Below are 19,506 nucleotides of genomic sequence, written 5' to 3'. Positions count from 1 at the left end.
GAATTGATATAGTGCTCAAATTTTTGTCAGTCATACAAAAGAATCTCGTCTGGGCCATCCCAATCTCCATGATGTTCGGATTAATCTATGGATATCTGTTTAACGCGGCACCCTTAAAACAATTCATTATTCCGGTAACATTTATCATGGTCTACCCCATGATGGTGACATTAAATGTGAAAACCATTTTTAAAGGTCATGACTTTAAACTGCAACTGGTAACCCAGATCATCAATTTCATATTTGTTCCTCTGCTTGTCTTTTCCATTGGAAAAATATTTTTATCCGGTGAAGCACCCAAATTTGCTCTTTGGGCAGTTGGGCTTTTTTTAATAGGTGTTTTGCCGACATCAGGAATGACCATTTCCTGGACCGGATTTGCCAAAGGCAATAAGGAAGCTGCCATTAAAATGGTTGTATTCGGACTTGTGATCGGGTCTCTTGCTGCTCCGATTTTTACCAAAGTGTTTATGGGTGCGACCATAGAAGTAAATATGCTTCATATGTTTAAACAAATTGCGATATTTGTATTTTTCCCTTTATTTGTAGGCCTCTTAACCCAGACTTTAGGAATGAAAAAATATGGTAAAAAAGTATGGAATGAAAAAATCAAACCTAAATTCCCTCCATTTTCTGCCCTTGGGGTCGTTTTAATTGCATTTCTTGCCATGTCTCTCAAAGCAAAACATATCATTGCCAATCCTGGCGATATCATCATTATCCTAGTCCCATTAGCCGTTTTTTATCTCATCTCATATATTTTATTAACAATAGTCGGCAGACTTTTCTTTTCAAGAGAGGATGCCATTGCAATGGTTTTCGGTGTTGTTATGCGTGATTTATCCATTGCGCTTGCTATCGCTATGACGGCCTTTGGTAAACAAGGAATGACCATAGCACTTTTGATCGCCCTTGCCTATATCATCCAGATTCAGACTGCGGCATGGTATGTAAAGTTTGTCAATTATATGTTTGGCGCACCCAGGGCAAAGGAGAAAGAAACAGCTGAATTTGAAAAGGATGAAATATTAAAAGTTCCTGAATTTGAAAAAAATGATTCCATGATAATTGATGTAAAAAAGATACTTTTTGCAACAGATCTATCTGAAACCGCCAGATACGCTGTTAAATATGCCTGCAGCATTGGAAATAAATATAACGCCCAGGTTCATGCCATTCATGTTGTTCCTGATGTACTGGATGAATACTCTTCCGGAACAGGGATTAATCTGTCACACTCAATTGATAAAAAGAAATGGGATGAATTTAACCGAAAAAATATTGAAACGGCAAAGAAGCTCATCCACGAAAGAATGAAAATAACTTCACGAAAAGTTCTTGAACAAATGCCCCATTGTCCGCTTTCAGAAAATCGAACGATTGTTACAGCAGGCAACCCGGTTAATGAAATCGTCAAAACGGCACAGGATAACAATTTTGATCTGATAATCATGGGAACCCACGGCCATGGACAATTTGAGGAGATGGTGCTGGGAAGTACTGCCAGCGGTGTTATTCTTAAATCCAAAATACCGGTGCTTGTGGCAAGACCATCCTAGAAAAAGAACCTGTAAGCAAAACTCTGAGAATACAAACAAAGCTTTAATAACGCTGATAATAAATGCGGTAAGGAATAAAATTATTTCTCATCGCATTTTTTTAGTCATTTGACCATAATTCTACTTGACATACTTCCGCAGCAGCATTATTATTATAGTCAAATGATCAAAACTAAGGAGACACCATGCCTAGACCCAAGAGACCAAGATGTATCAGATCCCGCCCGATCATCAAAGAATTCAGGCCTGTAGGTGTTGAAGAAAGAGGAGAAGTAGCGCTCTCCCTTGAAGAGTTTGAGGCCATCCGACATATCGATTTTGAAGGACTGGATCAGAGCCAGGCAGCAGAAATCATGAACGTCTCTCGACAAACCTTTGGAAGAATTCTGAAAGCTGGTCGGTTTAACCTGTCAAAAGCTCTTGTAAACGCATATCGTCTCAAAATAGAAGGCGGCTGTTATATGCTACATGGAAATGGCCGGGGTTATGGACGACACGGTCACGGAAAAGGGAACAGGAGGAGAGGCAGAGGTAATAAAAATTGATTTATCATAAACAAAAGGAGGCAATATCATGCCAGGATTTAATCAAAGAGGACCAATGAATGAAGGTGCCATGACAGGCAGAGGAAGAGGCAACTGCACAGGTGCTGGTAATCCCGACCAGGGATTTGCAGGCCGGGGAAATGTCATGGGAATGGGCAGGCAGCGAGGCAAGAGAGGATATCAGGATGCACCCGGTCAGGGAATGGGTGGTGGCCGATGGGCAGGGGCAGCTCCAGCTCCGATAACGGCTTCCGGCAATCAGGATACATTACAGAATAGCGTGGATAGGCTTGAAACAGAACTTGCAGCACTTAAAAACCAGTTGAAGAATCTATCCGAATCCAGGGAATAATTGAAACTTAACTCATTTACAAAGAAGCTGAATAATAAAAGCAACAAATTATTCAGCTTCTTTTTCATCATTATAATTGGGTGATCACTTTCTTTAAAGCAGATAAATCAGCTTCATTGGGGTGGCCGACAGCATGAGCTGCATCACCAATCCATACAGGAGGCTCTGATTTTTTCTTCACTTTTTCCAACACTTTTGGATTCACCTCTCCCTGGCAGGTAAACACACAGGCAATATTTGATCCATTTGTAAGACCAATGGCATGGGTAACTGCGTTTTTGACATGGTCTGATCCTGCGGCTGCACCATGGGTGGCAAAGAGAAACAAACGGTCATCCTTTCATAAACTGGAGGTACGATAATGTCAAGACAGGAGCCATGGGTGGCAAAGAGAAACAAACGGTCATCCTTTCCCAGTTTTGACAGATACTCACTGGATTTTGGATCTGGTTTTCCAGCCATGAGCCAAAACCCAACCAAGATCAAGCCATATCCTTTGGTAGAAGGCGCCTTATCAACAGAAAAAATATCCTTTTCACCTTCCAGACTCTTGTAAATTGTATCTGCAAGTTTTTTGGTATTTTCAGACTGACTGGAATAAACAATCAATGATTTCATTTTTTTCTCCATTTTTATTATTATAATTTGGAAACATCCCATATATCATACGATATTATACCTAATGTATGGCCTGATATATTAGACAGCAAAATACATACCAGTGAAATCTTAACCACTAAAAAAATCTGAGGTTTGTTTAAAAATAATATTGAATGGATAGAACGATCTTGGCTTTATTTATTTTTTCACCATATTCGGTTCTACTTTCTCCTAAAAGAAGGCCTGTTTTCAGGTCCAAAGTTAAATTGGTCAATGGGGAATAGGTGATCTGTGGGGTTATGGATGCACTTTGATCGGTCATGTTATAAATTAAGGTTATTGCCGGAACAAAATATAAAAGATCAAAGGGGTCTTTTTGAGAAACTTTTAAATACAGATAGTCTCTCATGGCAGCCTGTTGATTATAATAAACTGACATGGTTTTACTTTGAGAAATCAATGTTTGACTTGATGTATTTAAATACTGATCAAATCCTCTTTCAATTAATGATAAATAATTATCATATTCCCGGGCTGAATATCCCTGGCCATTACGATAATATTCAAATATATAGGTCGTGTCCCGGCTTGAAAGATACCGCAGGCCTAACAAAAAATTAAATGCCGTGTATTCCTGCTCGCTGGTATTTCCATATTCATCGATAATATATTGATGATAGTCTTTAACCAAAGCTGCATCTCCATGAATTTCAAACGAAGGGGAAAGATTTTTAGAAAAATCGATCCCAAAGCGGTCATCCATATTATCACTGATTAAAAACATGAAATCAATATCTGTATCAAAGGCAAAAAAATAAAATTTCCCCCCCCAGATGAGCTCATCTTTTGGACCAAGGTCATGATTAAGATCTCTTGTAACCGGCATTAAAACAGGTGTTATAGCAATCGTCTGCAGGGCGCCTTCCATGCTCTTGATATAATCAGCACTCAAGGAATAATACCCTTCCAGGGTTGCATCAGGATCATCAAGATCTTTGGGCCTGGAAAAGAATGCAGAGGGACTGAAGGCATATCCCTTTCCCCATTTATGTACTTTTTTCCCGACATCAAATGCCCACGAGAAAGAAGGCTGAAACGACACATAAGCTTCTTCAGCCTTTCTTTGGGATTCAAAATTTTCATCATCATTATAATAGAAAAGACCATTGAAACGGCCATATAATTTAAAGCTATCCTTTTGATACTGGGCTTCAATGGTTAAATCAAGATCTGTCTGCCAGGCGACATCCTCACTTTTCTTGTCCAGATATTTCTGTTTAAACAAGAGTGCATCCCGATCCAAAAATCTTATGGTTTCTTTTGTTTCAATATTCGCATTTATCGAATATGGTTTTTTTGCAACTTCCTCAACATTAAAATCAAGATCAAGCAATATGTCATCAGTGGTTTGTGAAAACGCACCATCGTTGAAAAATAGTACCATAACCAAAATGGCCAGAATGAAAAAAACCTGTTTCATTATTACCGCAGTCCATCAATTTTATGCATATAATTCAAACTGAATATTTCGCTGGCAAGCTCTCGTTTTTTTACATTTGCAAAAACAATATAGGATTTATATCCCTTATACAAAGGGCTGTCTGTTTCAATAATTTCCGGACGGATGACACCATTGCCAAAATCCTTAATATTTTTAAAATATAGATTTTTTATTAACATTCCAGATGCTGCATAGGCCTCAATCTTATATGGAAGCAACTTTTCAGAATCAATGAACATGGTAAGGGTTTCATAGGCCACACTCTTTAATTTAGCCCTTAAATAGAGGATGTATCCTTTATCTATTGTTTCTATTTTTTCACAATTGTATTCACTGTTGTAGTCCACCCGCATGATATCAGAGTTATTAAAAACTCCCCCTGTCACAGATTGAAGGCTCGTGATTCTGAGGGGTTTTCCTACATTAGGGATATATAGCCACATGTTTTCCCCAATACGCAGGGTGCTCCTTCCCTTTTCACTGGCAGGTAAAAGAAAAACCGATGCAATTTTTTCTTTACCTTTTTTTAAGGAAAACATGACAAACTCTTTTTTTGTGCCATCCGGCTCTATATTTATCAGTTTCCTGTACATTTCAAAACTTTCGGGATTCAGATTTCGATCCACCTGTTTTAAGATTTCATTTCCATCCAGAGCAAAGGCTGTCATTGAGGAAAGCAGTCCAAGCAAAGTGATGATGATTATTTTTTTCATTTTTTCCACCTATATTAAATTAAACATGACCCAGTGCATCAACCGGTTCCATTCTTGAAGCTTTATAAGCCGGCTGCAAACTGGCAAAGACAGAGATAAGCAGAACAATGCCGGATACCCACAAAAGCTCTGTTATATTCACAGTGGGAGCCAATAATAAATTATCCTGTCGGCCAAAAGCAAAACTGATTTTATAAATATTTAAAACAAATATGCCGGACAATCCAATGATATTGCCGACAATTGAACTGATAAGCCCTAATAAAAGGCCTTCTGCAAGAAAAAGACCCATGATCCTGGAAGGGGAAGTCCCGATTGCCGACATGGTTCCGATTTCCCTGACACGCTCGTAAACAGACATCATCATAACATTTAGAATACTGATTAATACAATGGCAATCATAATAATTTTCATTGTTATGGTCATAAAATCAATCATTTTAGCAATGTTTGAAAATGGGGAAAGCTGATCCCATGTGTGGATTTCAAATTCTGGCATTCCTTTTTTATTTATAAACTTTGCTAATTTTGACGATAGGACTGCATATACTTTTTCAAGTTTATCAAAATCATGTAATCGAATGGCCACCTCAATCATTTCAGGGTTATCCATCCGCAAAAGCTCCTGGGCATCTTTAATGTGCATATAGCCCTCTTTGCCCTGGGGACCTAAAATGCTTTCAATGATACCGGCAACTTGAAAGTTCAAGCCATTCACACTGCCGTCTTTGTTGTTTGCAACCAGCACGATGGGGTCACCAATTTTAAGTTTCATTCCCTTGGCAAGTTTTTCAGGAATAATTACCTCACCCGGATTTAACAATATCCCGGGGTCCCGTTTTTCATCAAATGTCATCCGGCTTCCCACATCAGGACAGACAAGGACCTCCTTTTCAGGACTTATGGCATTCAGGCGGATATTAGTGGTGTCGGTAAAATTGCTTAACATGGCATTGAGTTTGATCCTGGGAGCCCAGGCTTTTATTTCACTATGGCTTGAAAGCAAGTCTTCAATTTTCTTATATCGCTTTGTATCCAGAGTCAGATTTAAGGGCATGGTATCAATTGAAGATACATATCCTTTTTTATGAATCTGCATTTGCGACAGGTTTGAATCCGTAATTTGTCCGATCATCATGGTTTTAAAAGAACCGGCAAGACCGGAAAAAAGGATGACGAGAACAATGCCAAGGGTGATTAAAAGAGAGGTCAAGATGGTTCTTCGTTTATATCTTAACAGATTACGAAGCGCGATTTTAAATATCCGAATCATTTTCTTATCTCCTTTGTCTATGAAAGTTTCCCGTCAACAAGTGTATGTGTAATTTCTGCCTCTTCCATAATTCGTGGATCATGGGTGGAAAATATAAAAGTGGTGCCAAACTTGTCTTTCATATCCCGCATCAGGCGAATCACATTGATTGAAGATGTCTTATCAAGGTTTGCAGTGGGCTCATCTGCCATTACCAGTTTTGGTTGAGTAACCAAAGCCCTTGCCACAGCAATTCTCTGCTTTTGCCCCCCGGACAGCTGGTCTGGAAATTTATCTTTCTGGTTCAACATGCCCACGGAATCAAGAACAGTAAGAATCATTTCTTTTCTTTTTTCGGCCGGTTCGTCCTTTATCATAACAAGGGGGTATTCTATGTTCTCATAAGCCGTCAGTACCGGGAAAAGATTGAAGGACTGGAAAATAAATCCGATCACATCGCCCCGGAATGCGGCTCTTTTTTGCCGGTTAAAACTATCAACCTGTTTGCCGTCAACAAGAATCTTTCCGTGGGTCGGTTTGTCAAGACACCCGATCATGTTTAACATGGTAGTCTTTCCGCTTCCTGACGGGCCCACAAAGGAAACAAAGGCTGATTTTTCTATGGACAGGTTAATATCACTTAACGCCGCGATCTCAATATCACCTGTCTGATATATTTTTGAAACATTTTCGATTTGAACCAGAGCCATAACCGTCTCCTTTAAAATGTATTTTGTATGTATAATCCATTTTTTTAAAACAATTCTCTGAAAAATAACTATCAAAAAAATAATTACAACTTTTTTTCAAACTGATTTTTCAAATTAGGAAAGTTGAGCTTTTGAATAAAAACGTCTTGAAAATCCTGATTGCAGGCAAGATCCACAACCATAACCTTACTTGCTATCTGTATCGTTTTTTCAAGAAAGACATTATCACACAGAACCATAATGGCTCCGGCTCCGGCTGAGTTCCCCGCGACGTCCACCCTGCCAAGATCCATTGCCGGGATCATTCCTAAGGTTATCATATCCGCCTTATCGAGAAATGATCCAAAGGCTCCTGCAATGATAATTTTTTCCGCCTTTTCAAGCCCTGCTTCCTTTAAAAGAAATTCAATCCCGGTAATCAATGCTGCCTTGCCAAGCTGGACGGAACGGATATCCTTTTGAGTGATAAAAACAGCAGAACCATCTACAGAAGAATTTTCCGGTACAAGAACAAATTGTTTTTTTTCTGGACTCTCTTTTTTAAAAGCGCCGTCGGACGTTATGATGTTCTTTCGATAAAACTGGGCCACAGCACTGATAACGCCCGTTCCACATATTCCGGATGGCTTCAGTCCTGAAGAATTTGACGGATTAATAATTGAGTATTCGGGTAAGTCTTCCAAGTTTTTTATTTTAACTTTATTGATGGCACCGGGGATTGCCTGCATCCCGCAGGACAGGGATGCGCCCTCAAAGGCAGGGCCGGTTGCACATGAAGTTGCAAAGAACCCGTTTTCCCCTTTCAGCATCAATTCCCCGTTGGTACCCAGATCCACAAGCAGGGTTCCTTCAGGTTGATTTTCAAGATCAACCGCTATGGCTGCACTAAGGATATCTCCTCCAATAAAACCGGATACCTGGGGCAGTAGTTGAATTGAAAAATCTTTTATTTTAAAACCCAAGTCCTTTGACCGGATATTTCTTGATTTTTTAAAAACGGGCTGGTAAGGGAAAACACCAATAGATTTTGGATCGACCCCGGCCAATATATGAATCATGGTTGGATTACCCACTGTCACCATTTGAGAGATCATCTCCTCTTCAAGATCAAGAGATATTAAAAGTTCTTTGATCCCCCATTCTATTGCCCTGACGACAAGTCTTTGCAAATGTCCAAGGTTTTTCTCCTCTTGGCCGATGGCACCAATCCGACTCATGACATCATCCCCATACAGGGCCTGGGGGTTTTTTACGGCTAATGAAGAAAGCACCCTGCCCCTGGTTATATTGCAAAGGTAAATAGCAATGGTTGTTGTGCCAAGGTCAGTGGCAATGCCGTAGCATTTTTTGTCGTTAACATTCTTGAATCTGTCCTTGAATACTGCAGGAAGAGATATGGGCGCCTTGCTGATAATATGGGAGGATAACATGGAGGATTCCGGGATTTCAATGGCGATATCCTTAAGAATAGTGAGCGTACATGCCTTTTTCAGTTCAAGATCACCGTTTTCTGCAACAACCTTGATCCGGCATTTTTTACAGACACCTTTACCGCCACAGTCAGATCTTAAAAAAATGCTCTGATCCATGAGCGATTCCATCAGGCTTCTTCCGGGTTTTGCTTCAACCTTCCTTCCATGTGGCAAAAGATGAATTTGAAATTTATTATCTGACATTTGGATTCCTTAATCTGTCTTCTTATTTAGATAATCTGGCTTAAGAATTTTTGAGTTCTGTCATATTTCGGGCTGGTAAAAAACATTTCAGGATTATTTTCTTCCACGATTTCACCTTGATCCATTATTCTATTAGCAACCTGTTACTTTGTAAGATAGATATTTTCTTCCTGTCTTGTCAAGGGAGGTCTGGGGAAAATTTCATACACTTCAACATCAACCGGCTTGAATAAAAATACTTGACAAAAAAACAGCAATTATCAATGTATACATTAAACCATACTGGCTTTAGTCTACAGTGTATAAAAAAAATTTAAAAGAGGACCTTTATGAAAATTCTTGTCCTTGGCGGGTGCGGTATTCAGGGAAGGACCGCCTTGTACGATCTGGCATCAGATACAAATATTTCTAAGATTATCTGCGCAGATATCCGGTTTGACGAATTGTCAAAGATTAAAGACTTTACTGATATGGAAAAAATTACCACTGCCAGCATTGATGCCCAAAACAAATCAGATTTGTTGAATCTGTACAAAAAAGTGGATGTGGTCATTGATCTTCTGCCAAAAGACTTCAAGACCCATGTCAATGAAGCGGCACTGGAAGCAAAGGTTCATGTGGTGAATACCAATTATATGTATGACACCAAAATCTTGGACAAAAAAGCAAAAGAGGCCGGAATCACCATCATGCCCGAGTGCGGTCTGGATCCTGGAATAGATCTTGTGATTTATGGAGATGCCAAAAGTCGTTTTGACAGCCTGTCAGTGATCAATTCCTATTGTGGTGGATTCCCGGAAAGAAAGGCCTGCACCAATCCCTTGAATTACAAGCTGTCCTGGATCTGGCGAGGGGTCTTGAGCTCCACCATGCGGTACGGAAGGATCATCAAGGATCGACAGATTATCGAAATCCCCGGTGCCAGACAACATGATGAATCCTTTGTCCATGAAATTGAATTCCCGGACCTTGGTACCCTGGAGGCTGTTCCCAACGGGGATGCGGTTTTTTTCACTGATCGCATGGGCCTGACAAAAACGATTGCTAACACAGGCAGGTATTCCCTTCGATGGCCCGGATGGAGTGCGTTCTGGCGGCCCCTCAAGGAACTGGACTTTTTAAGTGAAGACCCGGTTAAAGGCCTTGACGGCACAGTATCTCCAATGGATTTCATGGAGAAACATTTAGGTCCTCGATTGGCCTACCAGGATGACGAAAAAGATCTTGTCGCCATGATCAACATTTTTGAAGGTAAAAAAGACAATAAAAAAATGCGGTTTACCTCCAGCATGCTTATTGAGAGAGATCTTGAAACAGGAATCATGGCCATGAGCAAGGGGGTTGCCTATACCGCCTGTATTGTGGCAAAGATGATTGCCAGAGGTGAAATAAAAGAAAAAGGGGTATTGTCCCCTGTCACCCATATCCCGGTGGCGGCTTTTATGGAACGCCTGAAAAAAAGAGGAATTATAACAACCGAAAAAATGGAGGAAATAGCAGACTGAGAAGAGGATTAATAAAACAAATAACCCTAACCCGTAAAAAGGAGAAAAGCATGATTCAAAAAAAATTAGTTTCAATTGTACTTGCCGTTGTGGTGACACTGTTCTTAACCGGTATAAGTTTTTCCAGTACTTTGAGCGAAATTGTTAAACGGGGAGAACTCCGCGTGGCAGTGCAGTCCGGAGCCGCACCCTATGCCTTTATTGACAAACACGGAGAACATACCGGTTCCATGGTCGACTTCACCAGGGGAATGGCTGATGCCATGGGAGTAAAGATTAAAATTCTCGATTTTGACTGGGACGGTCTGATTCCTGCCCTTTTATCCGGAAAAGCCGATATCCTGGCAGCCGACATGACCCCAACGCTTAAACGCGCTCTTAAAATTTCCTTTGCAGATCCCTGGATGTCTGTTCAGACCTGTGTTTTTACTAAAACAGGTGCCGGCTATCAGAGCCTTGAAGATGTGAATAAACCAGATATCACAGTGGGAGTTCTTTTGGGATCCACTGGTGAAACCATTGCAAAACAATATCTGCCCAATGCCAAGATCAAATCTTATAAAGGCGGCGGCAGGATGATTATCCAGGCCCTGCTTGCAGGCCATGTGGATGCAGGTGTCAATGATGACCTGGCAGTTCTCACTGCACTTCCGGATTTTCCACCCAACTCCATCCGCCTTTTGGACAAACGTCTGGGAGGTAAAGCCCCCCTTTCCTTTGCAGTCCTTCATGAATCTGTAAACCTGTGGCAGTGGATCAACCTCTATTTTGAAACCATCCGTTCCAATGGCGCCTATGATAAAAATATTGCCTATTGGATGGAAGGCATTGAGTGGAAAAAAGATCATTAACAGAATCGAATCCATAAGATGTAAATAAAATCAAATCCGGTGTGCGCCCGCAACTTTCCTTTTGGGGCGTACACCCCCAAAAAACGGATGCCGCTATGCTGGTTGATTTTAATTTCAGAATCATATTTGAGTATCTGCCCTTGTTTTTAACCGGGTTGAGATCTACATGTTTCATTGCTGTTGTATCCATTGCCCTTGCCCTTGCAACCGGAATCATTGCCTGTGCATGCAGGATTTCAGGTGTCAAAGCCATTAAGTACCCTGCCATCGCCTATATTGAGATTATCCGGTCCACTCCCCTTCTGGTCCAGATCTATTTTCTTTATTTCGGACTTCCCACCCTGGGCTTAAGAGTCCCTGAACTCCAGACAGGAATCCTGGCATTGATGCTAAATTCAGGGGCTTATATTGCAGAAATCATCCGGGCAGGAATCACCTCTGTGGATGATGGTCAACTTGAGGCTGGGACGGCCTCGGGCCTTAACTATTTTCAGAGAATGCGGTTTATCATTCTTCCCCAGGCACTGGGGGTCACCATTCCCCCGCTACTGGGTCAGAACATTGTCCTGGTCAAGGATTCTGCCCTGCTCTCTCTGATATCAGTCATGGAATTGACCCGGTGCGGTCAGACCATGACATCCGAGCGTTTTATGCCCGCAGAAGCATTTTTTACTGTGGCATTCTTCTATATGTGTATTTATTTTTGCCTCAAGGCCCTGGCAGACTGGTCCCAGCGAAAACTGATCTTCAGGGAGGCGTATTAATATGATGGGATTTTATTTCAGCCGACTTGTGGAGATTTACCCCTTTTTCCTCAAAGGCCTGTGGATGACCAGTAAGATTGCTTTTATCAGCCTTGTGACCTGTACTTTAATTGGATTTGTCCTGGGTGTTATCAGATCCAGTAATAATATTATTCTAAAACGCATTGTCGGGGTCTATGTCGCCTTTGTAAGAGGCACACCCTTTGTGGTCCAGATTTTTATCATCTTTTTTATCCTGCCGGATTGGGGACTTCAATTGGATGCGTTTCCTGCCGCCCTTCTGGCCATGGCCATCATGGGCTCAGCCTTTATATGCGAAATTGTGGCCGGCGGAATTAATTCCATCCACAAAGGCCAGTGGGAGGCGGCAACTTCATCCGGACTTACCATGATTCAGCAGCTTCGCCTTGTCATCGTGCCCCAGGCCATGAAAGTAATTTTGCCGCCACTTGTAGGCCAGTATGTCCTGTTGATTAAAGACACTTCCGTTGTGTCGGTAATCGGCGTCATGGAGCTGACTCGAGTGGGATGGGTGACCGTGGTCAGAATTCCCGAAGGACTTATGGTATTTTCACTGGTCGGAGCCCTCTATTTTTCAATCTCATATCCCCTGATCCTGTTGTCTAATTACCTGGAACGAAAAATGGCAATCTAATAAAAAAAGGACCCAAGTAAAACATGATAGAATTTAAAAATGTAAACAAATGGTTTGGCAAGCTCCATGTGTTGAACAATATCGACTTAAAAATATCAAAGGGCGAAGTGCTGGTTATCTGCGGCCCAAGCGGTTCCGGCAAATCCACCTTGATCAGATGCATCAACCGACTTGAAAAGATACAAAAAGGCGAAATTATTGTTAACAATACCCCTGTGCATGATAAACATACCAACCTGACCAAACTGCGGGCTCAGATCGGATTTGTGTTCCAGCAATTCCATTTGTATCCTCATATGACTGTATTACAGAACGTTATGCTGGCACCGGTAAACGTAAAAAAACTTGCCAAATCTGAGGCCGAAAAAATTGCCCTGGAAAAACTGGAACAAGTTGGACTGACCGAAAAATCTTCTGCCTACCCTGCCCAACTGTCCGGTGGCCAGCAGCAGCGGGTGGCCATTGCCAGGGGGCTTACCATGTCTCCTGAGATCATGCTTTTTGACGAACCTACTTCTGCCCTTGATCCGGAAATGATCGGAGAGGTTTTGGATGTTATGGTTAACCTGGTGTCAGAAGGCATGACCATGTGTGTAGTCACCCATGAAATGGGGTTTGCTAAAAAAGTAGCCCACAGAGTATTGTTCATGGATGAGGGCAAGATTGTTGAAACCGGTACTCCCGATGATTTTTTTGACAATCCTAAAACCGATCGTGCTGCAGAATTTATCAGTAAAATTCTGACCCATTAAAATAAAATAGGAATTCCCATGAAATTAGATACCCTGCCCAGATTTCATCTGGCCGAATTTCCAACTCCAATTCAATATCTTGACTTTCTTACCAAAAAATATCAAGGGCCTGCTATCTACATGAAGCGGGATGATCTTACCTCCCTGGGCATGGGGGGAAATAAAACCCGGAAACTTGAATTTCTCATTGGAGAAGCATTAGAACAGCAGAAAGACACTCTGGTCACTGCCGGCGGGATACAGTCCAATCATTGCCGTTTGACTGCTGCTGCTGCAAGAAAGGCCGGTCTTGACTGCCATCTGGTGTTAAACGGCACTGAACCTGAAGTCCCCAATGGAAATCTTTTGCTGGATAAAATTTTCGGGGCCAAGGTTCATTTTTGCGACAGAAAAGATAGGGATGAGAGACTGTTCCAGGTGGCGGACGAATTGGAAACAGCCGGAAAGAAACCCTATGTGATTCCTGTGGGTGGCTCAAACAGCACCGGATCTGTAGGCTATGTTAGTGCCATGCTGGAACTTGCCAACCAGATGAATGATATGGGGTTTATACCAGATGCCATTGTATTTGCAACCAGTTCTGGAGGCACACAGGCAGGATTGACTCTGGGGGGAAAAATCACCGGATTCAACGGCGAAATCCTGGGAATCAGCATTGACCAGATCAAGACCGGCCCTGATCCTTTTCCGCCTGTCCTGACCCAAATTACCAATGCCACTGCTGAAAGAATCGGGTCTGATATCCGGATGACGGAATCGGATTTTTCTCTTAACTGTGACTATCTGGGGGCGGGATATGCCATGCCCGGGGATTTGGAATTCAATGCTATCAAAGATCTCGCACATCATGAAGGAATCCTTTTGGGACCCGTGTACACGGCCCGGGCCATGGGCGGTTTTATAGACCTTATTCAAAAAGGCTATTTCACAAACGACCAAACAGTGTTGTTCTGGCATACGGGCGGCACACCTGAGTTATTTGCATGGGCAGATCAGTGCCACAGGGCATTTGGATAACCCCAATTTTTTTGGAGGTAAAAAACTATATTTTCTTTACCAACTGGTTAGCGGCAGTTAACAAAGGATCCCAAACCGGTCCAAAAGGTGGTGCATAGGCCAGATCTGTCTGAGAAAAATCCTCAACCGTCATTTTATTGTGCAAAGCAACAGCAACAGCATTAATCCTGTGGGCGACTCCTTCTTTTCCCACCATCTGAGCCCCCAGCAGGCGGCCGGTCTTTTTGTCTGCAACCATATTGATATGAATCGGTGTTGATCCCGGGTGTCCATGAGCCCGGGATCTTGTTTTAACGCTGTTTTCTACAGGATCAAATCCTGCGTCTATCGCCTCTTTAAAATTTAAACCGGATCTGGCAACCTCAAGGGAAAAAACTTTAAAGACAGATGTCCCGGCAATACCTTGAAGGCGCGTGTGAGTCCCGGTAACATTATCGGCAACGGCCCACCCTGCCCTGTTAGCTATTAATGCCAGAGGAATCCAGCATTTTTGATCCGTCACTATATGATAGGCATCAGCACAGTCTCCTGCCGCATAAATATCTTTATCTGATGTTTTTAAATACCTGTCCACAGCTATGGAATCTGAAATTCCCAGGTCAAGACCGGCTTCTTCTGCCATTCCACTACAGGGTTTTACCCCCATTGCCACAAGGACCATATCTGCATCTAAAGTCAAATTTGTACATACAACCCGAACACCATTACCCAGGGGTTCAATTTTCTGAATGGCATGCCCTGAATAGATATCAACACCCTTATGAATCAGCTCCTCGTAAATGACATCTGCGAGGCCGGGGGACAGCCAGGGTAAAAAAACCGGTCCCGGCTTAACCATACTCACTTTTACACCTCTTTTCTCAAAGGCTTCACACATTTCAAGCGCTATATATCCCATCCCGATAATTACCGCTTTTTTGATCCTGTTCTGCTGGATATAATCTTTTATCTGTTTGCCCTGCTCAAGGCTTTTTAAGGACATCACCTGGGGCAAATCAAATCCCGGCAGGTCGGGAATCACTGGAGAGGCACCCGTTGCAATAAACAGCTTATCATAATCAAAACTGAACTGCTCTCCTTCAATCGTGATTCCAGATACTTTTTTGGCTGCATGGTCTATGGCCGTAACTCTATGGCCCGTCAGAAGATTTATCTTGTTTTTTTCAATAAACACTTCAGCCTTTCTTACAACAAGCCTTTCCATATCCCTTTGGGGGTCAGCAATGTTATAGGGCATACCACAGGCACTGTAAGAAACATCATGGGTCTGCTCTAACACAATAATATCAATATCCGGATTTTTTCTTTTTGCCCTGCTTGCGGCACTCATGCCTGCGGCATCACCACCGATAATCACAAATTTCATACGATCTCCGTTTTTATTTGTATACCTGTTTTAAATAGAATTAGGCGTACATGCAATGGCATGGTAAATTATATTGTTTTATTTTTCAATACTTTCAATTGATCCATAAGCAGACCCTTAAACCGGTCCAGGGTTATGGGATAGGGTTGCATGGGAATCCCCATCCAGTCACAATATTCAAGAAATCCCTCCGGGTCTTCATCCATATATTGATCCAGGTATCCAATACCATCAAGAACAACAGCACCCCCTGTATGTCTCGGAAAATTTTCATTGGCTATGGCTTTATCCCACCCATTGAACACCTGTTTTCGATATTTAACCCAGCCCGGTGTCATAAACCAGACCGGTTCGCCGCCGGCAACTTCATTTGTTATCTGTTTCATCTCATCATCACTGGCAAGCATTCCCATGCAGTGTGTGGCCTCAATTCTGACAACTTTCAACCCTTGTTCCTCGATAATTGTCTGCATTAACCGGGTTGGATTGTCCGGATTGACATAGCAATACTTGCCGCCATAGACAACAATCACACCAGTGGCAACGGCCTTGGCTTTCTCTATAAATTTTATGAGCTGAGTTTCAAGTTCAGGAATATCCTGGTGAAGCCCGGGTGTTGTATAAAAAATATGCCGGGTATCAAGAAATCCTTCTTTTACAAGATGGTTCATTTCAGGGCTCATGGTTCCACAGGCCACTATTGCAGTATCACTAAATGATTGTTCTCCCACGATAACCTCCTAAATAACATAATTAATCCGAATCACTGTTTAATTCACCTTCAGGGATATCTTCATAGGGATGCCAGGTTACAAATTCGCCTGTTTCAAGCACATCATTAGCAGCCACAGCTTTATCTGTCCAGACAATGCGAGTATTACACTCATAGACTTTTCTTCCAAGTTCGTTTTGTCTTTGTATCAGAGCCTTGTCTGATTCATCCCTGGTTCCATGAGCTGAGATAACTTTTTTTTGAGATTGGTCCAGGTTATGATCATCATAAATTAAAGCATACATAAGCCGGTCTCCTTATTTTTGCACGATGGTTTGTCTTAAAAATCGATGGGTTAAAGTGCGGGCACAAATAATTGCTGCCCACACTTCATATATTCAACATCAGTTACCAAGGGTATCAGCCACGGCGTCTTTCTCAAGGTGCTCATTCCACTTTTCGCCCCAAAGATCGGGAACAGTCTCTTCAACCTGTATAATGGAATCCCAGCTGATGCCGATTTCTGTAAAAATATTTTTTAAATCTTCTTCACTTTGTGCCATCCAGATACAATAACGAACCCCTTTTTCTTCATTGAAATATGTTCTTATCCATGTGCCGGCTTCAACTTCAGCCAGTTTTCTCCAATTGGCCTGAATTTCGTCACAATTAATTCCAGGGCTGTTATGAACCATCATATATTTATTAAGTTTACTCATTGTCATTCTCCTTTTTATTAATTTTTTTATTATTTTTGCTTTCCCAGCGAATGCGCATTCTAAAACTGAGTTAAAAACTATTATTTCAACAACTATGCCAGGCATTGGGTAAAATCGTTTCCAAATTTATAACCATTTATAATTACAGATAAAAAAACTTATATTTAACCAGTGTTTTTCACAAAAATATTACGTATTGACAAATGGCTGCCCCGTTACTTATGATGACACCCAGACAAAGTGGCGCCACTAGTGGCGCCGAGACCGAATAAAAAGGATTCCTTTATGAAAGACATAGAATTTGAAATACAAAACAATGAGTTTGTCAAATTACTGCTTGAATCCATTGGTGACGGTATTTTTGTGCTTGATACCCACGGAACGATCATTGCCTGGAATCCGGCCATGGAAAAAATAACCGGTTATTCAGCCAACGAAATAAAGGGACAGACCTGTAAAATTCTGAACTTCAATCAGTGTTTTGATAAAGATTGCCCAACAGACATAAAGGATTGTGGTATTTTAAAACACGGAAAGGTGGAACCCACAGAATGTTTATTGAGCCATAAAGAAGGACACGCCCTCTCTGTAACTAAGAATGCCAGGGTGATAAAAAACAAGCAAAATAAAATCATTGGAATTGTTGAAGTGGTTACAGATTTAACAGAACTGAGAAATGCCCGGGTAAAAATGGAAGAAGCCACTCGCCGTCTTGGAGAATTAAATCGTCTGGGAGGTATTATTGCAAAAAGTCAGGTCATGCAAAACGTATTTACCTTTATCAAAGCCTCGGCAGCAAGTGATGCAACCATACTCATTCTGGGAGAAAGCGGAACCGGAAAAGAGCTTGTTGCAGGTGCGATTCATTCCATCGGAGAACGAAGAGATAAGCCCTTGATAACCATAAATTGCAGTGCCCTTTCGGAATCACTGCTTGAAAGTGAGCTTTTCGGTCATGTAAGGGGTGCCTTTACCGGTGCCATCCAGGACCGTATCGGGCGATTTGAACAGGCAGACGGCGGTACTATCTTTTTAGACGAAATAGGCGAAATAACCCCTTATATACAGGTAAAGCTGCTTCGGGTGCTGCAGCAGAAAGAGATAGAACGGGTGGGTGAATCCAGAAAACGCAAAATTGATATCCGCATCATCACTGCCACAAACAAAGATCTTAAATCCCGGGTAGATGCCGGACACTTTAGAGAGGATCTTTATTACCGGCTTAAAGTCTTTCCCATTTATCTGCCACCCTTGAGAAACAGGAAAGAAGACATCCCTCTTCTTGTCAACCACTTCATTAAAACAAACAATAAAAAACCGGCTAAAGTAAAAGGAATTGCAAAAACAGCTTTAAAAGCGTTTATGGATTATGCATGGCCGGGTAATATAAGAGAGCTGGCCAATGCCATCGAACATGCTTTTGTTTTATGTTCCAACAGGCAAATTGACCTGGCAGACCTTCCCATTGAAATCAGGGAACCAACTATAATTTCAAAGCCTGTTGCACAAAAAAGCGCTTTTGATAATAAAAAACCAAGTCAACATATTTCTCCTTTGACCAGGAAAAAATTGATTGAACTTCTCCATGACAGTAAATGGAATAAGGCTGAAGTGGCCAGACGTGTGAGATTGAGCCGGGCATCTATCTGGAAATACATGAAAAAGTGGGATATACCACTTCAGCCTTAACCCATAAGGGAATCTTTCTTTTTTTCAAAAATTCTTTCCCACTGTGCCATTATAGTAAATATAAAAAAGCAGTTCGTAACCATTTAATTTTATAGAACAAAATAGATTTTAAAACCAATAACAATATAAAAAAGTGTATGGATAACATTAACTATTTGTTAATTATATGTAATGGCAATTAATAGATTTACAATATGATTAATCGAGTTTTTGCAAAAAAATCCGGGGCAGCTACTGGCGGTATTTAAGCTGCCCCGGATGACGGTGAGGTGGTTATTCAGATTCTGGAGGTAAGTAAATGCATACTTTATCTGATAACTGAAAAACACTATTGCATACTTGATGCCAACCCTTTCAATTAAAATCATCAATTTTGCTAAATTTGCCTGGTTGTTGTGATTTCGAAAAAAATTTTTATAAAATATTCTTTAGTCTAATGTGAAAACCCTGGCCCTCAGGGCCAGGTCAGAGTGCAGAGGCTTTGCCATCTGTACGACTCATGTTACTCTATGATCGAGTTGTCCCCACAACTTAATGATCAAGGAGTAACGAATGAGTCGATTTTTAA

Annotated in this window: 20 protein-coding genes and 1 pseudogene; 10 read left to right on the top strand and 11 right to left on the bottom strand. The window is 41.5% G+C overall.

Annotation, left to right across the window (positions count from 1 at the left end; all coding sequences use genetic code 11):
• Positions 1–11: 11 nt before the first annotated feature.
• The 3 genes from QAI40_RS00105 (at position 12) to QAI40_RS00095 (ending at position 2,456) form a co-directional block, all read left to right on the top strand.
• Complete coding sequence (locus QAI40_RS00105; RefSeq protein WP_299981239.1) at positions 12–1,559, top strand: universal stress protein; 1,548 nt, start codon at positions 12–14, stop codon at positions 1,557–1,559.
• 185 nt (positions 1,560–1,744) lie between these two features.
• A complete protein-coding gene (locus QAI40_RS00100) occupies positions 1,745–2,104 on the top strand; it encodes a DUF134 domain-containing protein (protein WP_299981241.1) in 360 nt (119 codons plus the stop codon).
• Positions 2,105–2,132: 28 nt separating this feature from the next.
• Positions 2,133–2,456: a DUF5320 domain-containing protein gene (locus QAI40_RS00095; RefSeq protein WP_299981242.1), complete on the top strand. Its 324-nt coding sequence runs from the start codon at positions 2,133–2,135 to the stop codon at positions 2,454–2,456.
• A gap of 70 nt (positions 2,457–2,526) precedes the next feature.
• Here QAI40_RS00095 and QAI40_RS00090 read toward each other — a convergent pair whose 3' ends face one another.
• From QAI40_RS00090 to QAI40_RS00060, 7 genes and pseudogenes are all read right to left on the bottom strand, one after another.
• Positions 2,527–2,784: a flavodoxin family protein gene (locus tag QAI40_RS00090; RefSeq protein ID WP_299981244.1), complete on the bottom strand. Its 258-nt coding sequence runs from the start codon at positions 2,782–2,784 to the stop codon at positions 2,527–2,529.
• A 140-nt stretch (positions 2,785–2,924) separates the two neighbouring features.
• Positions 2,925–3,074: pseudogene (locus tag QAI40_RS17130) on the bottom strand (flavodoxin family protein); the annotation flags it as partial.
• A 139-nt stretch (positions 3,075–3,213) separates the two neighbouring features.
• Positions 3,214–4,536: a hypothetical protein gene (locus tag QAI40_RS00080; protein ID WP_299981248.1), complete on the bottom strand. Its 1,323-nt coding sequence runs from the start codon at positions 4,534–4,536 to the stop codon at positions 3,214–3,216.
• A gap of 2 nt (positions 4,537–4,538) precedes the next feature.
• Entirely contained in the window at positions 4,539–5,270 is a 732-nt protein-coding gene (locus QAI40_RS00075) for an outer membrane lipoprotein-sorting protein (RefSeq protein WP_304511417.1), read from the bottom strand.
• A 19-nt stretch (positions 5,271–5,289) separates the two neighbouring features.
• Positions 5,290–6,543: an ABC transporter permease gene (locus QAI40_RS00070; protein ID WP_299983915.1), complete on the bottom strand. Its 1,254-nt coding sequence runs from the start codon at positions 6,541–6,543 to the stop codon at positions 5,290–5,292.
• Positions 6,544–6,560: 17 nt separating this feature from the next.
• Positions 6,561–7,232, bottom strand: a complete 672-nt coding sequence (locus tag QAI40_RS00065; RefSeq protein WP_299983917.1) for an ABC transporter ATP-binding protein — start codon at positions 7,230–7,232, stop codon at positions 6,561–6,563.
• Positions 7,233–7,315: 83 nt separating this feature from the next.
• Positions 7,316–8,908, bottom strand: coding sequence for an ASKHA domain-containing protein (locus tag QAI40_RS00060; protein WP_299983919.1), 1,593 nt, complete (start codon positions 8,906–8,908; stop codon positions 7,316–7,318).
• Between the two features lie 329 nt (positions 8,909–9,237).
• Between QAI40_RS00060 and QAI40_RS00055 the strand changes: the two genes are divergently transcribed.
• The 6 genes from QAI40_RS00055 (at position 9,238) to QAI40_RS00030 (ending at position 14,452) form a co-directional block, all read left to right on the top strand.
• Complete coding sequence (locus tag QAI40_RS00055; protein ID WP_304511416.1) at positions 9,238–10,413, top strand: saccharopine dehydrogenase family protein; 1,176 nt, start codon at positions 9,238–9,240, stop codon at positions 10,411–10,413.
• Between the two features lie 50 nt (positions 10,414–10,463).
• A complete protein-coding gene (locus QAI40_RS00050) occupies positions 10,464–11,264 on the top strand; it encodes an ABC transporter substrate-binding protein (protein WP_304511415.1) in 801 nt (266 codons plus the stop codon).
• Positions 11,265–11,359: 95 nt separating this feature from the next.
• Positions 11,360–12,028 (top strand): amino acid ABC transporter permease, encoded by a 669-nt coding sequence (locus QAI40_RS00045; RefSeq protein WP_299983642.1) that lies wholly within the window; start codon positions 11,360–11,362, stop codon positions 12,026–12,028.
• A gap of 1 nt (position 12,029) precedes the next feature.
• Positions 12,030–12,683, top strand: a complete 654-nt coding sequence (locus QAI40_RS00040; RefSeq protein ID WP_299983644.1) for an amino acid ABC transporter permease — start codon at positions 12,030–12,032, stop codon at positions 12,681–12,683.
• A 23-nt stretch (positions 12,684–12,706) separates the two neighbouring features.
• Positions 12,707–13,435 carry an amino acid ABC transporter ATP-binding protein gene (locus QAI40_RS00035; RefSeq protein WP_299983646.1) on the top strand — a complete coding sequence of 243 codons (729 nt, stop codon included), beginning with the start codon at positions 12,707–12,709 and terminating at the stop codon, positions 13,433–13,435.
• Between the two features lie 18 nt (positions 13,436–13,453).
• A complete protein-coding gene (locus QAI40_RS00030) occupies positions 13,454–14,452 on the top strand; it encodes a D-cysteine desulfhydrase family protein (RefSeq protein WP_299983648.1) in 999 nt (332 codons plus the stop codon).
• A 25-nt stretch (positions 14,453–14,477) separates the two neighbouring features.
• Here the strand turns inward: QAI40_RS00030 and QAI40_RS00025 are convergent, their stop codons facing one another.
• The 4 genes from QAI40_RS00025 to QAI40_RS00010 form a co-directional block, all read right to left on the bottom strand.
• A complete protein-coding gene (locus QAI40_RS00025; RefSeq protein ID WP_299983649.1) occupies positions 14,478–15,818 on the bottom strand; it encodes an FAD-dependent oxidoreductase in 1,341 nt (446 codons plus the stop codon).
• A gap of 68 nt (positions 15,819–15,886) precedes the next feature.
• Positions 15,887–16,549, bottom strand: a complete 663-nt coding sequence (locus tag QAI40_RS00020) for a DUF1638 domain-containing protein (RefSeq protein WP_299983652.1) — start codon at positions 16,547–16,549, stop codon at positions 15,887–15,889.
• 22 nt (positions 16,550–16,571) lie between these two features.
• Positions 16,572–16,835: a hypothetical protein gene (locus tag QAI40_RS00015; protein ID WP_299983654.1), complete on the bottom strand. Its 264-nt coding sequence runs from the start codon at positions 16,833–16,835 to the stop codon at positions 16,572–16,574.
• A gap of 99 nt (positions 16,836–16,934) precedes the next feature.
• Entirely contained in the window at positions 16,935–17,249 is a 315-nt protein-coding gene (locus QAI40_RS00010) for a DUF4242 domain-containing protein (protein WP_299983656.1), read from the bottom strand.
• 285 nt (positions 17,250–17,534) lie between these two features.
• Here QAI40_RS00010 and QAI40_RS00005 point away from each other — a divergent pair, with 285 nt between their 5' ends.
• On the top strand, positions 17,535–18,938 hold the full coding sequence (locus QAI40_RS00005; RefSeq protein ID WP_299983658.1) for a sigma-54 interaction domain-containing protein: 1,404 nt from the start codon (positions 17,535–17,537) through the stop codon (positions 18,936–18,938).
• Positions 18,939–19,506: the final 568 nt, after the last annotated feature.

The sequence above is a fragment of the Desulfobacula sp. genome, assembly GCF_030611305.1.
In the GTDB taxonomy this organism is placed as follows: Bacteria; Desulfobacterota; Desulfobacteria; order Desulfobacterales; family Desulfobacteraceae; genus Desulfobacula.
Note: the sequence above shows the minus strand (reverse complement) of the source record. Positions and strands in the feature narration are given on the sequence as shown.

What these genes read in the sequence shown, in the direction of transcription:
- QAI40_RS00030 (WP_299983648.1), top strand. Translation starts at nt 13,454, where the DNA reads ATGAAATTAGATACCCTGCCCAGATTTCATCTGGCCGAATTTCCAACT.
- QAI40_RS00100 (WP_299981241.1), top strand. Translation starts at nt 1,745, where the DNA reads ATGCCTAGACCCAAGAGACCAAGATGTATCAGATCCCGCCCGATCATC.
- QAI40_RS00015 (WP_299983654.1), bottom strand. Translation starts at nt 16,835, where the DNA reads ATGTATGCTTTAATTTATGATGATCATAACCTGGACCAATCTCAAAAA.
- QAI40_RS00050 (WP_304511415.1), top strand. Translation starts at nt 10,464, where the DNA reads ATGATTCAAAAAAAATTAGTTTCAATTGTACTTGCCGTTGTGGTGACA.
- QAI40_RS00055 (WP_304511416.1), top strand. Translation starts at nt 9,238, where the DNA reads ATGAAAATTCTTGTCCTTGGCGGGTGCGGTATTCAGGGAAGGACCGCC.
- QAI40_RS00060 (WP_299983919.1), bottom strand. Translation starts at nt 8,908, where the DNA reads ATGTCAGATAATAAATTTCAAATTCATCTTTTGCCACATGGAAGGAAG.
- QAI40_RS00065 (WP_299983917.1), bottom strand. Translation starts at nt 7,232, where the DNA reads ATGGCTCTGGTTCAAATCGAAAATGTTTCAAAAATATATCAGACAGGT.
- QAI40_RS00095 (WP_299981242.1), top strand. Translation starts at nt 2,133, where the DNA reads ATGCCAGGATTTAATCAAAGAGGACCAATGAATGAAGGTGCCATGACA.
- QAI40_RS00040 (WP_299983644.1), top strand. Translation starts at nt 12,030, where the DNA reads ATGATGGGATTTTATTTCAGCCGACTTGTGGAGATTTACCCCTTTTTC.
- QAI40_RS00005 (WP_299983658.1), top strand. Translation starts at nt 17,535, where the DNA reads ATGAAAGACATAGAATTTGAAATACAAAACAATGAGTTTGTCAAATTA.
- QAI40_RS00045 (WP_299983642.1), top strand. Translation starts at nt 11,360, where the DNA reads ATGCTGGTTGATTTTAATTTCAGAATCATATTTGAGTATCTGCCCTTG.
- QAI40_RS00035 (WP_299983646.1), top strand. Translation starts at nt 12,707, where the DNA reads ATGATAGAATTTAAAAATGTAAACAAATGGTTTGGCAAGCTCCATGTG.
- QAI40_RS00070 (WP_299983915.1), bottom strand. Translation starts at nt 6,543, where the DNA reads ATGATTCGGATATTTAAAATCGCGCTTCGTAATCTGTTAAGATATAAA.
- QAI40_RS00080 (WP_299981248.1), bottom strand. Translation starts at nt 4,536, where the DNA reads ATGAAACAGGTTTTTTTCATTCTGGCCATTTTGGTTATGGTACTATTT.
- QAI40_RS00010 (WP_299983656.1), bottom strand. Translation starts at nt 17,249, where the DNA reads ATGAGTAAACTTAATAAATATATGATGGTTCATAACAGCCCTGGAATT.
- QAI40_RS00075 (WP_304511417.1), bottom strand. Translation starts at nt 5,270, where the DNA reads ATGAAAAAAATAATCATCATCACTTTGCTTGGACTGCTTTCCTCAATG.
- QAI40_RS00025 (WP_299983649.1), bottom strand. Translation starts at nt 15,818, where the DNA reads ATGAAATTTGTGATTATCGGTGGTGATGCCGCAGGCATGAGTGCCGCA.